The following is a 15,277-nucleotide window of genomic DNA, read 5'->3' as shown; positions in this document are numbered from 1 at the left end:
GGCATGGCCCACTACAACAAAACCGCCCCCGCCATCGCCCGCCAGTTCCCCGACCTCGACGTCCTCTTCATCGGCGCCGGCACCACCGGCACCCTGATGGGCTGCGCACGCTACTTCCGCCAATGGCACCGCCCCGTACACATCGTCGCCATCGACAGCACCGGCTCCGTCACCTTCGGCGGCCGACCCGGCCGACGCATGATCCCCGGCCTCGGCGCCGGCATCCGCCCACCCCTGCTCGACCAGTCCTGCATCGACGAAGTCATACGCATCGACGAAGCCGACGCCATCCACACCTGCCACCAACTCGCCCGACAAGGCTTCCTCTTCGGCGGCTCCACCGGCACCGTCGTCACCGGCGCACTCAACTGGCTCAACCACCACCCCAACGACAACCCCACCGCCGTCGCCATCTCCCCCGACCTCGGCGAGCGCTACCTCGAAACCATCTACCAGACCAACTGGGTACAACACCTCTACGGCAACCACACCCCCACCACCACACCAGCCACACCACTCCCGGCCTCCCCTGTGCCACCCACACCCACACGCGCCCTGAGCGCCTCAGGTTCGAGCAGCCTCCCCCGTGGGTGATCTGCGGGCGACGGTGACCGCAGGCCGACCACCCGCACCAAGGGAGCAGTGGTCAACCCGACGGTGTCGTGTATCGCTGACAGGCCCCGGTGACTCGGCAGCGACGCGGCGCGGGTGGGAGCCATGCTCGGCCGACACCGGCAGACGGGCTCATCGAAGGACATCTCCGCCGACCGGACGCCCCCGGGCAAAGTGCGGCAGCCTCTCGTACATGCCGCTGCTCGGAGTCCGGGCCGGGTTGCAGTAGCCGCCCCGGGCCCTCTGGGCAGCGAAAACGAAGGGCATGAGCTCCGCGGGCAACGCGGCCGCCCACCGTGCACGGCCGGTTCCCACCCGGACGGCGGAGCGTCGGGGCCCGGGCGACGAGCGGGATGACGCACCCCTCTCGACCCGGCACCGGCGCAGGCGGCCATGGGTGTGGGGCGGGACGGGCCGGGGGCGGCGACCACCGTGGGGACGGACGTTGAGGCGTTGCGCCCCGCCGACCCCCTGTTCCCGGCCCTGCCGGACACGCACCGCACCCGCGGCGTGCTGGTGGCAGTTCTGCGTTGGTGCTCGGTGCCCCGCAGGATCATCCTGGTCACAAGAGCCCCGGCCGTGCAGGTTCCCGTGGGAACAGCGGGGACGGGGAACCGGCAAGGGCGGGATGACCGGCGATGGAGCGACCTTCCACCCCACCTGGTGAGCGGCCCGACGACGCGGACACTTCCGTGGAGCCGGCCTACACGGCCATGGCCACCATCGACGAGCAGGGCTTCGTGTCGGGGTGGAGCGAGGGTGCCCGGCGACTGCTCGGCTACACGCCCTCGCAGACCGTGGGACTGCCTGCCGCCCGTCTGCTCGCCGTCGAGACAGACGGCGTCGCAGAGGCGGGACGGCTCCAGGCACTCGGGCAGGAGAGGTGGAGCGGCACCCTGGCGTTGCGGCACCAGGACGGCCGTCGTCTCCGGCTCCACTTGCTCGCCCACCGCCGGGTGCCGCCGAGTGGCACCGCAGAGTGGCTCGTGGTGTCCGCCGCGGGACGCCGGCAGCACCCACGGGGAGAGCAGTGGCTGGAGGAGTGGACGTTCACCCAGTCCCCCTGCATCCTGGCGGTCTTCGACGCGGAACTGCGGCTGGCCCGGGCGAATGCCGGCATGGAGCAGGCGCTCCGCCTGGTGGAAGAGGAGATGCGCGGACTGCGCCTGCCGGAAATCGCGCCCCACCCGGTCAGCGACGAGACCGAGGCGAGCATGCGCCTGGTGCTGGAGACCGGCGACCCGCAGCACCTGGAGTCCGCCCTGCGCCCCGTGGGCTCCGGTCCGCAGCACAGCCGACCGGTCTCCCTCACCCCGCTCAGGGACCCCGAGGGCCAGGTGCGGGCGGTCTGCCTGGCGGCCCACCACCACCGGGCGCAGGAACGCGAGACCGGGCAGCCGATGCTCCTGCTCGACGATGCCGACACGCGCGTCGGCAGCGCATCGGACATCACCCGCGCCGCACAGGAACTGGCCGACGTCACCGTCCCCCGCCTCGCCGACTTCACCGCCGTCGACCTGCTCGATCTCCCCCAGCAGGGAAAGGAACCTCCTCACTTCTTCCAGGAGGGGCCGGTCACCCTCCGGCGCGCCGCCGTGCGATCCCTCACCGAAGGAACGCACCTCTCCCCCGCGGCGGTGGGTCAGGCCCTCTCCTATCCGGCGCTCTCACCGGTCGGCCAGTGCCTGGCCACCGGCCGTGGCGCGGTGTACGAAGCCACGAGTACCGCCATTACCCTCTGGACCGCCCACGACCCCCACGCCGCCTGGATTCGCGAATCCGGCATTCACTCGGTCATGGTCGTACCACTGCGCGCCCGCGGCGCCACACTCGGTGTTGCCCTCTACGGCCGCCACCGCAACCCCGAGCCCTTCGAATCGGAAGACCTGCAGTTCGCCGAGCAGCTCACAGCCACGGCCGCCACCGGTATCCACAACACACACCGGCACACCCGCGAGCGCACGACCACAATGACCCTGCAGCGGAGTCTGCTCCCGCACTCACTGCCCGACCAGGCGGCCCTTGAGGTCGCGTCCCGCTACCTGCCCGCGGGCACCCAGGCCGGGGTGGGCGGTGACTGGTTCGATGTCATCCCACTGTCCGGTGCCCGCGTTGCGCTCGTCGTCGGCGATGTCGTGGGCCATGGGATCCGGGCCTCCGCCACCATGGGCCGGCTCCGCACCGCCGTGCGCACCCTCGCCGACGTCGACCTTCCCCCTGATGAGCTCCTCACCCACCTCGACGACCTCGTCATCCGCCTCTCCTCCGAGGAGACGCAGAGTGACCCCGCCGCCGAAACCGCCGCCGGCATCGGTACGACCTGCCTCTACGCGGTCTACGACCCCATCTCCCGCCACTGCACTCTCGCCCGAGCCGGACATCCCCCACCCGCCGTCGTCACCCCCGATGGCACTGTCTACTTCCTCGACATCCCGGCGGGCCCCCCACTCGGTCTCGGTGGCCTCCCGTTCGAAACCATCGACACCGAATTGCCGGAGGGAAGCATCCTCGTTCTCTACACCGACGGCCTCCTCGAAAGCCGCTACCACGACATCGACGATGCCCTGGACAAGATGTTCACCGCCCTCTCCCACCCTGCGCCCTCGCTCGACACCATCTGCGACCGGGTCCTCACGACCCTGATCACCCACCGCCCCCAGGACGACATCGCCCTCCTCGTCGCCCGTACCCGGGCCCTCCAGGCCGACCATGTCGCCACCTGGAGTCTTTCCTCCGATCCGACGATCGTCGCCGAGGCCCGCCAACATGCCACCCGCCAACTCGCCACCTGGGGGCTGTCCGACGCGATCTTCGTCACCGAGCTCCTGGTCAGCGAGCTCGTCACCAACGCCATTCGCTACGGCCAACCGCCCATCCAGCTCCGTCTCATCCACGAGAAGAACACCCTCATCTGCGAAGTCTTCGACTCCAGCAACACCGCCCCCCATCTGCGACGTGCCCGCACATACGACGAAGGCGGGCGAGGCCTCCTCCTCGTCGCCCAGCTCACCCAACGCTGGGGCACCCGTCATCACCCCATCGGCAAGACCATCTGGGCCGAACAGACCCTCACCCCGCTCTGACCACATCCGGCCCCCCAAGCACAACCCGCGCGAACCCACCGCACAGCCACCGCACAGCCACCGCAGGCGGCCGTTGCTCACGACCGGAAGGTGAACCTTTCCCCGATGGGCACGGACGAGTCACGGTCCAGCGCATCCCGCTCCCAGGCATCGATCTCGCCTTGCACGACCTCGTACTTGCCGGCCACCTCGCCGCTCCCCGCCTCCCCGGACAGCACGGCCACCACGATCCGCTCCTTGTCCGCTGCCGAGAGCTCGTCCTTCGGCCTGTCCGGCAGGTTGGCCAACCGGAAGCAACCGGGCGGAGCGGGCACACCGCGTCCGTCGCCGTCCCCGCGCTCGCCGCAGCCCGGGAGCCGGCCGCCGGATGCCGTGACACTGGCGGCATGGTCTGCTCCGGCCGTGACAGTGTGTGGCGCCCGTAGGGCACACACACTGCCCGCGGTGAGAGCGGACGACGCCATCGCGAGCAGGATCAGACGCTGCCAGAAACCTCCGGACATCGATGGCTCTCCGTTCCATCACAAGGGTGTCGTCTGCCGAGCTCCGCGCCGCGGAGGGAGTCGGCCCACCGGGCCGCTCGCGGCGCGGAACCCATTCCAAGGAAGCCCGACAGGAGCAGCCCGGTCACGTTCCGAGGACTCGGGGCTTGACGGAGCCGGCGGCATCTGCGTGGACGACGCAGGTGGGCCTGCGGGCTGCCTCCTGGAGTACGCCGGCCCGGGGCGCGGGACCGGGCGGCCACGTCGCGTGACCATCGACAGTGCAAAGCGCGCTTTATTTCTGAAAATGGGCTTGTCGGGATCATCGGGATAGAATTCACACATGGGGGAGCGGATTGTCGCGCCGACCGCGACCGGAGGCGTCCTCGGGACGGGCCCCGGATTCGCGGCGGTACGCCTGCATCAGCGCCGCACCGTCCGGCACCGGGGTTCTGGTTCCCACCGCGGGACGAAGTGTCGCGCTTGCGTCGTGTTCCGTCCGACGTTCCGGCGCCGGCGGCTGTCCGGGGACCGGTGACATCTGATGGAGCCGGTATCTGGCGAGATGGACGTCTACTCGGGCCGGCCCTCCGGCCTGATCGGGGCACAGATCGCGGGTTACCGGGTGGAGCGTGAAATAGGCCGCGGTGGCATGGCCGTCGTCTACTGTGCGAAGGACCTACGGCTGGAACGTACGGTCGCTCTGAAACTGCTCGCCCCGGAGCTTGCCCGCAACGACACCTTCCGCCGCCGTTTCACCCATGAGTCGCGGGTGGCCGCAGCGATCGACCATCCCCATATCGTGCCGATCTTCGAGGCCGGTGAGACCGACGGCGTCCTGTACATCGCGATGCGCTATGTCTCCGGGCTCGATCTGCGGGCCTTGCTCGACCGGGACGGCCCGCTCCCCGTCGCGAAAGCCGTCCGTGTCGCCGCCCAGGTGGCGTCAGCACTGGACGCCGCCCATGAACACGACCTGGTCCACCGGGACGTGAAGCCCGGCAACATCCTGGTTGCCAAGGGTACGGACAGCGATCACCCCGAGCACGTCTACCTCACGGACTTCGGGCTGACGAAGAAGTCCCTGTCGCTCACCGGATTCACCACCGTGGGCGAGTTCGTGGGCACTCTCGACTATGTGGCGCCGGAGCAGATTTCCGGTCGCCCCGTCGACGGCCGGTGCGACCTCTACAGCCTCGCCTGCGTCGTCTACGAGACCCTCACCGGAGGGCCGCCCTTCCAACGCGAGGAGGACATGGCCCTGTTGTGGGCTCACCAGTACGACCAGCCGCCGCCACTGACGGAACGCCGGCCAGGGCTGGCGTCGGCCTTCAACGACGTCCTGGGCAAGGCCTTGGCGAAGGTTCCCGCCGACCGCTACGAGTCCTGCCTCGAGTTCGTGGCGGCCATGCGGGCCGTCGCGAGCGACAGCGCCGCGGGCAGTCGTCCACCGACACGCGTGGATCCCGGGGTGGCCGCCGTCCCGGGGCATCCCGGACCGCCGCCTGATCCGCCCGCGTGGGCCCGGCCGGTCTTCGGCCGGCAGGACGCCGAGCCGCAGGAGACCGGCGCACGCGGATCGGGCCCGTGGACCGGGTGAGTCCACCGGCAAGTGCGCCCGCCCCGCGGGCGGCTCCGCGACCACTCCTGCGCCGACAGCGCCGCCCGTCCCGGCCGGGGTGATCACCGGCCGTGCGGGTTCGGCCGGGTCGCCACCCGGCGTGCGACAGGTACGCCGGAACAGCAGCGGATCCGGCCTTTCCATGTGGTGCTCGCAGGCGCGCGCCCGCGGAGAGGCAGCCGTCCACACACATCTCACCCCACGTTCGGGCCCGTGATGTAGGTTCCCTTCCTGTCATACGGCCAGGCGTTGGACAGACAGCCCTTCAGGCCCTTGATCTGCTGCATCATGACCGGTGCGGGCCGTCCTCGGCCCACACAGCCCATGTGCGTGCGGATACCGATTGCGTGGCCGATCTCATGATTGATGATCAGATGCCGGTACTCGGCGGTCGTCCCGGCGAACTTCGGTGAACCCAGCATCCAGCGCCGCAGGTTCACCACGACGCCCTCGGAGGTCTCGCAGTTGAGCTCGCCGCGGGTGTCGAGGCCCTGGGTGAGACAGAGCTGGTCGGCGGTGGCAGGGGTGGCGATTCGGATGACGAAGTCGGCTCCGGAGGAGACCAGTTGGAAGGAGCCGCGTCCATGGGCCGCCCAACTGCGCTCATCCGCGAGTATCGTTTGGATCTCGGAAGCCGCGTCCTCGGCCTTGATGTCGATGCCGTCCTCGATCTGGACACTGAAGCGACGCAGCGGCCCGGAACCGACCGCACGGCCGGATGCCTTGGCCGTGACGAACCTACCCGTCCCGGCTGCAGGCACTTTGGGCTGCTTCGCGGACTCGGAGGGCTTCGCGGGTTCAGGCGATTCCGGCGATTCCGGCGGCGGGGCCGCCGGGTGCCTGGGACTCTGCGCAGGTGCCGGACGATCAGGGTCGGGAGTGGTCGCTTCCGACGGCGCCGCCGGCCGAACACCCTCGCCCGCCGTGCCGGACGCACGCCCCTCGTCCCCGTACCAGCGGACGAGGACAGTACCACCGAGGATCGAGCCTGCAAGCGCCACGCCAAGTGTGAAGCGGGTGAGCCTTTCGTGGCTGAAGACTCCCCGATGCCTTCTGCGCCTTCCCCGGCCGGCGGCACGTCTACCCATGACAGAGCCCCTTGCTGCAGGGGGGAATCGGCAAGGAGCACCGGGCAGGCACAACGCGGGCCGTCTGCAGGTCCCATTGCCTGCGTCTCCTGCGCACAGAGGCGTGCGAGGAGCCGCTGCGGCTGCGGTGCGGGGGCGTCGAAGGCGTCGGATGGTGCACGGTCATGGGCGCCGATGCTGCGTTTGCCATGTGATCGCACCTGGCCCGAACTGTCACAAAACAGTAACCACCGACGGTCTGCGACACATCGATCCGGGCACCTGCCGTCGCCGCAGCGGGTGGACTGCCGCAGTGCCGCCGGCGCTGTCACCACGGCTGCACACCGCTCCTCCCTCCCTGTCCACGCATGTCAACGGGAGGCAGCCTCTGCCGCACTCCACCTGCCCGCCTCGGCCAACCGGTGAAGCCCTGCGTTTACAGGAGTGGGATGGGGCATCGAAGTTCTGATCGTCGACTGGGGAGCGGACCGACGGGGCGCCGGCAAGGGAACGGGGGCTGGCATGATCGCCGTGTGACGAGACACGGTGTTACGAAACGACCCGTTCGCCCCGGCGCGAGGCGGTGCGTCCTCTTCGACGTCGACGGCACTTTGATCGACGCTCTGGACAATCAACGCCGGGTCTGGGGAACGTGGGCGGAGCGGTACGGGCTGGATCCGCATGCCGTCTACCAGGTGGCGCTGCGGACGAGGCCGATGGAGACTTTCGCCGCGGTCGCTCCGCATCACGATCCGCAGGAGTGCCTGGCCGCTCTGCACGAGTTGGAGGACGAGGACGTCCAGTCCGGTGTGTACGGGGCCTACGAGGGCGCGAAGGAACTGCTCGAGGCGCTGGCACCCGAGTCGTGGGCGCTGGTGACCTCGAACTACGAGCACCGCGTTCGCGGTCGCTTCGCTCGGACCGGCCTGCCCGTCCCCCCACTCGTCGTGGATGCCGGCGCGGTGGAGGAGGGCAAGCCGTCGCCGGTGCCCTATCTGCTGGCCGCGCAGCGGCTCGGCGCCGAGCCGGAGGACTGTCTCGTCATCGAGGACGCCCCGGCCGGCGTGGAGTCGGGCCTGAGAGCCGGCATGACGGTGTGGGGCGTGAACGGGCCGACCGCGGTGGGTGGCGTGCATCGTCACTTCGAGAGCCTCCGTGCCGCCGTGCCCCACATCCTCGCCTTCGCCGGCCGGTTTCGAACGGAGAGGGCTGCGGTCCACTGAGCGCCGGTCCCGGCCGGTGCACGGAAACGGAATCCGTTGCCGGGAAGACCCGTTCCGGAATTCAGGGGCCAGGAGATGGCCAAGGCAGCGGCGCTCAGGGCGGCATGCGGCACCGTGCGGGCGGACCGCCGATGCTCACGGGCGGATGCCGGGACGAACGCCCCGGCATCCGCGGCCACTTGTACGCCCCGGGCGGCTCGCCCGCGAGGCTCGCGTCAGGCCCAGTAGCGATTGTCGAGCGCGGCGTCGAAGAAACGGTCGTCCGGGCAGGGCGGGCGCGGACCGGTTTCCTGCATGTCGATGACCTGCTCGATCCGTACCACGCGGTACAGACAGCCTCCGTGCATGATCTGGAGCTCGCCCGCCTCCGCTCTCGCCGCGAGCCTGCTGAGCTCCGCGACGGTATGGGGTCTCCCGTCGATGTCGGCGGATTCGGCACGGGCTCCTGCCCGGAAGACGTCGGCGAGACCGGCGCAGGCTTCCTCGACGGTCCGCACTGCGGGGAAGAGCTGCCGCCAGCCCCCGTGCTCGCACACCATCGCGGAATACGCCACGCACAGTGTTTGGTACATCGACCCGAACGGAGCCCCCTGCACCAAGGGGTAGCGGCGGCGCAGCATCTCCTCGCGCTCGCCCAGTCTCAGCATCCGGGTCAGTTCCTCATCCCCAGGCTCCGTGCCGCTCGTCGACTCGTCGTGTCCGCCGCTCTGCCCTTCTTCCACCATGGACCGGAGCCTTGCGCGTGCGTGCGGGCTCGCGCAGCAGAACGTTCAACACCGGCTCGATATCGACCGGTTGCGATGGAAGGCGATCGCCTGCGCGATGGTTTCCGTTCACCACGGGCCGGCCACACGATCCGACACGGCCCATCCGACGGGAGTATCGACCTTCAGACAGGGTTCCGTATATACCTGGCAAATCGGGCACGACCTATTTGATGCACTTGTGGTGGCAATCACAAAAAAGACACTTGCCGCAGAAGCGCCCCACTCGGATCCTGGGAAACCCCGGCGGAAATTCCCATTCCCTGATGAACCGCCTTGCATGGGATCACCATCAAAATTCACAGGAAAGGGCGACTCATGCGAGTTTCCATCCTCCCGAAGCAGGCGAAGTCGAAGATCTTCAGGCGGCTCGCCGGCGGCACCGCCACCGCGGCCGTCCTGCTCGGAGTGACGACGGCGGCCCTCCCCACCCCGGCCGCGGCGGCTCCGGCCAGCCCGCAGCGACTCGACGTCTGGATCAAGCACGCACTGCTGGTGATGAAGGCCGAGGGGATCCCCGGAAGCTACGACGGCATCCACCGGAACCTCATGCGCGAGTCGAGCGGTGATGTGTTCGCCATCAACCTGTGGGACTCGAACGCGAAGGCAGGCATTCCGTCGAAGGGGCTCATGCAGGTCATTGACCCCACATTTCGGACATACCACGTGGACGGCACATCATGGGACATCTATGACCCAATTGCCAACATCACGGCAGCCTGCAATTACGCAGCCAAGCGCTACGGATCCATCGACAACGTCAACGGACCCTATTAAATAGATACGGGCACTAAACCATAAAACGGACATAAACCGTTTTCCTGTCTTGCGCGTCAGTGGCCGCGGGATCACCGGCCGGGCCAGTCAGCCCCGCGTTCCGGTGCCCGCCGTCCAGCGTTGGTCCCTGTCCCCGTCGGCCGGGTCGAAGTCGAGAGAACTGCCTTCGGAGCGTCCTCGGGGTTCGAGGGCGAAGTCCGGCGCGATCCTCGGACGGATGACGCCCGATGCATCGACCGTGAAGAGCAGGTTCAGACCGTTCCTGCCGTTCACGGAGTCGCAGGTCCAGATGCCGACACCACGGTCGGTGTCACCCCGCGAGTCCAGGCAGTAGTCGGGATCGGCGTCACTGCGCAGAAGGCCGATGGCATCCAGGCTCCACTGCTGGGTCCGGGCGCCGGTGCAGAGGGCTGTGATGACGTCGGTCCGGTTCTCCATCACCCCGTTCTCGATGTCCAGACACAATCCGGACTCCGAGTTGACGACCGGGGCGAAACCGCCTCCCGCGACGATGGGCACGGGCCTGGGCGGTTCGCTCTTCGACGGAGTGGGCGCCGGCGCGCTGGAGGGCGGAGGCGATGGTTCCCGGCTCGGCGACCGGGAGGGCCGTTGCGACGGCGTTCCGGTGGGGCTCGGCGATGGGGTGGGAACGGTCGCGGATACGGTCGCGGTGGGCCGGACGGCCTGGGACGGCGACGACTCGATGCGCTCACGGGCCGGGGCCGGGTCTCCGGACGCGGTTGCCAGCGCAGTGGCCGCGACGACGGTGCCCGCGACGGCCGTGGCGACCAGGACGACGGACCGCGACGACCGCAGCCTTCCCTTCAGTGGCCCCTCCCCCTTCGACGGACCGCCGTGGGCGAAGAACCCCGACATCCGGGCCGTTCGCGTCGGCCGGTCGGGCTCGGCCGGTGGGGGCTCGAGAGGCGCCCGCCCCGCATCACGGGTCGCATAGGCTCTTCCGCCCCACCCGAGCAGGCCCTCGGCGAACACCGGCCGGGGGTTGTCGGCCATGCGCGTGAGCTCTGCCACCAGTCGTGCGCATCCCGGACACTCCGCCAGATGGAACGTCAGGTCCGCGCTGCTGCGCCGGTCCCCCGGACGCGCCGCCGCCTCGATGATGCGGCGGTACCCCAGGCACTTCGGGTCCCCTGCACGCTCCAGAAAGGCCTGGAGATAGGCCTGGCGCATGGCGTTCTGCGCCTTGTCCCGCAGCTCGGGGACGAGGGCGGGATGGATGTCGAGGAAAACGGCGACCGTGTCGTCGGGCTCCTCGTCCACCACGGAGTACCACAGGACGCCCCGAGTCAGGGCCGGCAGCCGGTAGAAGCCCGTGAGCATGGCGGACGAATCCTCGAACCGATGGCGCCGGGGTTCGGACAGGCCGGGTGCGCGGAAGTCGTCGGTGTCGTCGATCCAGGCGACGAAGTCGGGCTGGAGCCGATCACGGCGGCTGCCGGCTGCCCAGGTGAGCGCCACCCGCTGAACGAGCATCAGCAGATGATGCCGCCAGTTTCCCCGGGGCTCGATGCCCCGGCACGCCTCCTGGGCCGCCAGGCCGAAAGCCTGGACGGCCAGTTGGTTCCCGGCGACCTGATTGCGTCCGCAGAGCCGGGCATAGGACAGCACGGCAGGCAGATGGCGGCGCTTGAGCTCCTGGGTGGCGGGATACGCCGGTGGGGCGCCGGCCCGGATGCGTTCGGTGAGCTCCGCGTCCGACAACGCGGCGTGGACCGCTGTCTCGTCCGAGGGATCCGGACCGACATGGTGGAGCTCTGGCACCCTCTTGACTCCTCATTCACTGCGGCACGGACGGCACGACGGCACGACCGACGTGCCCGTCGTCGCAGACGCGCCGGGAGTTACCTGCTGGAAACAAGAGCCCATGGTGAAGCAGCGGGACCTGCGGGGAAAGATGTTTCCGTGGGTAAGTCGTCAACTGACTCCATCCACTCGCGGAGTAGGGCTTCCCTGTGGTCCGCCGGGACGGGTCAGGAGCCGCACACACCTGCACCTTCGACGCGGCGCGCCCCACTCGTGCCGGGCGGTACCCACGGCCCTGCGCTCATAGGGTGACCTGTGTGACTGTTCGCAAGTGCACGGCGAGTGCCGGCGGAGTCCGGCGTCCGGGCTATCCGGCAGCAGCCGTGGTGTTCGCCATCGGGATGGCCGGGACGACCCTGCCTACACCGCTGTACGGCCTCTACCAGGAACAGATCGGCTTCTCCGAACTGATGGTGACCGTCGTCTTCGCCGTCTATGCCGTCGCGGTCATCACCGTACTGCTGGTGGCGGGAAACTATTCCGACGAAGTCGGGCGCAGACCGGTGCTGATGTGCGCGATGGCCTCGTCGGCCGCCAGTGCCGGGTGTTTCCTGCTGCAGCACGGTCTGCCCCTGCTCTTCGCGGGGCGGCTGCTGTCGGGCTTCGCCGCCGGTCTGCTGAGCGGCACGGCGACAGCAGCCATCATCGAACTGGCCGGTCCTGGGCAGAAGGCTCGGGCCGCTTTCGCCGCGACCGCCGCGAACATGGGAGGCCTGGGGTGCGGACCACTGCTCTCCGGGCTGCTCGCACAGTACGGGAACGCACCGCTGCTACTGCCTTTCTGGGTCCATCTGGGGCTGGTGGTCGTGGCCGGCGGCATCGTCTGGTTGCTGCCGGAAACGGTGGACAAACCCAAGCGGTGGCCGCCTCTGCAGCCGCAGGGTGTCACGGTGCCGCCGGAGGTGAAGGGGGTGTTCGCGCCCGCCGCGGTGGCCGCCTTCGCCGGATTCGCGCTACTGGGGCTGTTCACCGCGGTCGCGCCGAGTTTCGCCTCGCAGACACTGGGCGTGCACAATCTGGCGGTCTCGGGTGCGGTGGCATTCTCGGTGTTCCTCGCCTCGACGGCAGGGCAGTCACTGACGCAACGCATCGGCGCGCGCCGATCGCTCCCCGTGGGATGCGCCGTTCTGGTCCTGGGTCTGCTGTTCGTCGCCTCGTCGCTGATCGCCGAGTCACTGCTGCTGCTCGTCATCGGCGCCCTGTGCGGGGGTACCGGTCAGGGACTGTCCTTCCGCGCGGCACTCACCCTGGTCAGCAACGCCGCCCCGGAACGACAACGGGGCGGCACCATCTCGGCGTTCTTCGTGGTCGCCTACACCGGAATCTCGTTGCCGGTCGTCGGCGTGGGCGCTATGGCCATGTGGCTGGGTCTGCGCGAAGCCGGACTGGTGTTCACCGGGTGCGTGATGCTGTTGGCGGCGTGCGCGGGGACCTACTCCGCGCTCAGGCCCCCCGTGGAGACGTAGGACCTCTCGTTTGGATATTGCCGGGCGCGCGTGCCCGGCACGCCGATCCAGCCCGATCCAAACGAAAGACCCCAGGGCAGGGCGTCCGTGAACCTCACCGGGAACGTTGCTCTTACGGATTTGACTACTCATCGGTAAGAACCATTGCGGCCTGCGCTTCCCGGCCCTACCTTCGGGACACCCCCGGGAGGTGAGCCGCCGACCGGGACCGGACCTCGTGCTTTCATCCCCCACACAGGAGGTTCCATGGCTCCCGCCCGCCGAAGGTACCCACGTGGACTCCGCCTCGTCCCGATCATCACGGTTCTGGGTCTGGCGTCGACCGGCGTACCGTCCTCCGCCTTCGCCTCGGAGCCCGCCGCCGTGTCCGCCGCAGCCGGGGCCGACGGCGCGGGCAACTACCTCGTCGGGCTCGGCATCTCGGACGTGACCGGTGAGGCCGCGGAAACCGGCATGATGGGCTACTCCAGCTTCGACCAGAAGACTTCCGGCATCCACCAGCGGCAGCGGTCCCGCGCCTTCGTCGTCGTCGACCGGGCGAGCGGCAGACGCGTGGTGTACGTCAACGCCGATCTCGCCATGATCTTCCAGTCCGTGCAGCAGGGCGTCGTCTCCCGTCTCAAGGCACGGTACGGCGCTCTGTACGACGACGAGAACGTGCTGCTCTCTGCCACGCACACGCACTCCGGGCCGGGCGGCTACTCGCACCATCTCGCCTACAACCTCTCCGTCCTCGGTTTCCAGAACGGCACCTACCAGGCGATCATCGACGGAATCGTCGAGTCCGTGGTCAAGGCCCACGAGGACCTCAAGCCCGGCACCATCAGCCTCGGCACCGGCACGCTCGGCGACGCCAGCGTGAACCGGTCCCGTACGGCGTTCGACAGGAACCCCGTTGCGGACCGTGCTGCGTTCCCCGGTGCGATCGACCCGGCGATGACCGTACTGCGTTTCCGTCAGGGCGAGCGCGACGCCGGGGCGATCAGCTGGTTCGCGACCCACAACACTTCGATCACCAACAAGAACACGCTGATCAGCCCCGACAACAAGGGCTACGCCTCGTACAGGTGGGAGCACGACCACGAGGGCGTCAGATATCTCGACAGCACACCGGGATTCGTCGCCGCCTTTCCCAACACCAATGCCGGTGACATGTCGCCGAACCTCAACCTGAGGCCGGGATCGGGGCCCACCGAGGACGAATTCGAGAACATGCGCATCATCGGTGAGCGCCAGTTCTCCAAGGCCCGTGAGACATTCAGGAACGCGGGCACTCCTCTCGCGGGCAGCATCGACGCCCGCCTGATGTACGTCGACATGGAAAACGTGACCGTGAGCGGCGCCTACACCCCGGACGGCAAGGAACACCGCACCTGCCCGGCCGTCGTCGGTGCGGCCACCCTGGCGGGCAGCGTGGAGGACGGTCCGGCGATCCCCGGATTCACCGAGGGCATGCGCAATCCGGTCTCCCACATCATCGACGCACTGCGCGTGGACACCCCGTCCTGGCTCGCGAGCTGTCAGTACCCCAAGGCAAGCCTGGTTCCCACCGGCATTCTCAGCGGCCTGTATCCCGTGACCCCCAGGATCCTCCCACTGCAGATCGTCAAGATCGGGCAGCTGCATCTCGTCGCGGGCCCGGGTGAGTTCACCATCGCGTCGGGTCTGCGCATCCGCCGCACCGTGGCGGATCAGCTCGGTGTCCCGCTCGATCGGGTACTGCTGCAGGGATACGCCAACTCCTACAGTCAGTACGTGACGACACCGGAGGAGTACGACGCCCAGCAGTACGAGGGCGGCTCCACCCTCTACGGCCGGTACACGCTGCCTGCCTACCAGCAGGAGTACGCCAGGCTCGCCGCATCCCTGCGTGACGGCACCCCGGCCGGACGAGGGTCCGCCCCGCCCGATGAGTCCGGCCGCCAGTTCACTCTGCAGACCGGCGTCGTGTACGACAATCCGCCGCTGGGCAGTGCGTTCGGCGCAGTCCTGGCCCGGCCTGCGGCCTCGTATGCGCGAGGCGAGACGGCAACCGTCGAATTCGCCACCGGCCACCCGAAGAACAATCTGCGGCGGGGCGGCACGTTCCTGGAAGTGCAGCGGCTCGTCGACGGAAAGTGGACACGGGTGCTCGACGACGGTGACTGGCAGACCACCTATCGGTGGACACGGACGAACGGCCTCACCGGCACGTCGAAGGCCACCGTCACCTGGTCCATCGAGCCGGACACCGCACCGGGCACATACCGGTTGGTCCACTTCGGGGACGCGAAGAACATCTTCGGCAGAATCACTTCGTTCACGGGAACGTCGCCCACGTTCACGGTGCGCTGAGCGGGCATCGTCGATGCACTGCCG

The 15,277-nt window shown here is 68.9% G+C and carries 12 protein-coding genes; 7 read left to right on the top strand and 5 right to left on the bottom strand.

The annotated features are described in order from the left end of the window. Positions 1-594: pyridoxal-phosphate dependent enzyme (locus AC068D_RS27575; RefSeq protein WP_478825774.1), on the top strand; the 594-nt coding region annotated here is incomplete at its 5' end. A 656-nt stretch (positions 595-1,250) separates the two neighbouring features. Beyond that, the gene (locus tag AC068D_RS27570) at positions 1,251-3,695 is read left to right on the top strand and encodes a SpoIIE family protein phosphatase (protein WP_478825773.1); all 2,445 of its coding nucleotides are present in this window, start codon (positions 1,251-1,253) and stop codon (positions 3,693-3,695) included. A gap of 77 nt (positions 3,696-3,772) precedes the next feature. On the opposite strand, the gene AC068D_RS27565 is transcribed toward AC068D_RS27570, so the two are convergent. Together AC068D_RS27565 and AC068D_RS27560 are read right to left on the bottom strand one after the other, a co-directional pair. Then, positions 3,773-4,198 carry a hypothetical protein gene (locus AC068D_RS27565; RefSeq protein WP_478825772.1) on the bottom strand — a complete coding sequence of 142 codons (426 nt, stop codon included), beginning with the start codon at positions 4,196-4,198 and terminating at the stop codon, positions 3,773-3,775. Positions 4,199-4,514: 316 nt separating this feature from the next. Beyond that, positions 4,515-4,640, bottom strand: coding sequence for a hypothetical protein (locus tag AC068D_RS27560; RefSeq protein ID WP_478825771.1), 126 nt, complete (start codon positions 4,638-4,640; stop codon positions 4,515-4,517). 81 nt (positions 4,641-4,721) lie between these two features. Here AC068D_RS27560 and AC068D_RS27555 point away from each other — a divergent pair, with 81 nt between their 5' ends. Beyond that, positions 4,722-5,777 carry a serine/threonine-protein kinase gene (locus AC068D_RS27555; protein WP_478825770.1) on the top strand — a complete coding sequence of 352 codons (1,056 nt, stop codon included), beginning with the start codon at positions 4,722-4,724 and terminating at the stop codon, positions 5,775-5,777. A 215-nt stretch (positions 5,778-5,992) separates the two neighbouring features. Here the strand turns inward: AC068D_RS27555 and AC068D_RS27550 are convergent, their stop codons facing one another. Continuing rightward, a complete protein-coding gene (locus tag AC068D_RS27550; protein ID WP_478825769.1) occupies positions 5,993-6,559 on the bottom strand; it encodes a DUF3152 domain-containing protein in 567 nt (188 codons plus the stop codon). 839 nt (positions 6,560-7,398) lie between these two features. Here AC068D_RS27550 and AC068D_RS27545 point away from each other — a divergent pair. Continuing rightward, positions 7,399-8,088, top strand: a complete 690-nt coding sequence (locus tag AC068D_RS27545) for an HAD family hydrolase (protein ID WP_478825768.1) — start codon at positions 7,399-7,401, stop codon at positions 8,086-8,088. Between the two features lie 215 nt (positions 8,089-8,303). Here AC068D_RS27545 and AC068D_RS27540 read toward each other — a convergent pair whose 3' ends face one another. Continuing rightward, positions 8,304-8,813: a DUF5954 family protein gene (locus tag AC068D_RS27540; RefSeq protein ID WP_478825767.1), complete on the bottom strand. Its 510-nt coding sequence runs from the start codon at positions 8,811-8,813 to the stop codon at positions 8,304-8,306. A 357-nt stretch (positions 8,814-9,170) separates the two neighbouring features. On the opposite strand from AC068D_RS27540, the gene AC068D_RS27535 reads away from it, so the two are divergent. Further along, the gene (locus tag AC068D_RS27535) at positions 9,171-9,629 is read left to right on the top strand and encodes a transglycosylase SLT domain-containing protein (protein ID WP_478825766.1); all 459 of its coding nucleotides are present in this window, start codon (positions 9,171-9,173) and stop codon (positions 9,627-9,629) included. Between the two features lie 87 nt (positions 9,630-9,716). Here AC068D_RS27535 and AC068D_RS27530 read toward each other — a convergent pair whose 3' ends face one another. Then, the gene (locus AC068D_RS27530) at positions 9,717-11,411 is read right to left on the bottom strand and encodes a ricin-type beta-trefoil lectin domain protein (protein ID WP_478825765.1); all 1,695 of its coding nucleotides are present in this window, start codon (positions 11,409-11,411) and stop codon (positions 9,717-9,719) included. Between the two features lie 299 nt (positions 11,412-11,710). Here AC068D_RS27530 and AC068D_RS27525 point away from each other — a divergent pair, with 299 nt between their 5' ends. Both AC068D_RS27525 and AC068D_RS27520 read left to right on the top strand, forming a co-directional pair. Next, positions 11,711-12,919, top strand: coding sequence for an MFS transporter (locus tag AC068D_RS27525; RefSeq protein WP_478825764.1), 1,209 nt, complete (start codon positions 11,711-11,713; stop codon positions 12,917-12,919). Positions 12,920-13,165: 246 nt separating this feature from the next. Continuing rightward, positions 13,166-15,253, top strand: a complete 2,088-nt coding sequence (locus AC068D_RS27520) for a neutral/alkaline ceramidase (RefSeq protein ID WP_478825763.1) — start codon at positions 13,166-13,168, stop codon at positions 15,251-15,253. The last annotated feature ends 24 nt before the right edge of the window (positions 15,254-15,277 follow it).

It is taken from the genome of Streptomyces sp. NPDC043861 (assembly GCF_056435905.1).
This window is presented reverse-complemented; position numbering and strand designations above follow the sequence as displayed.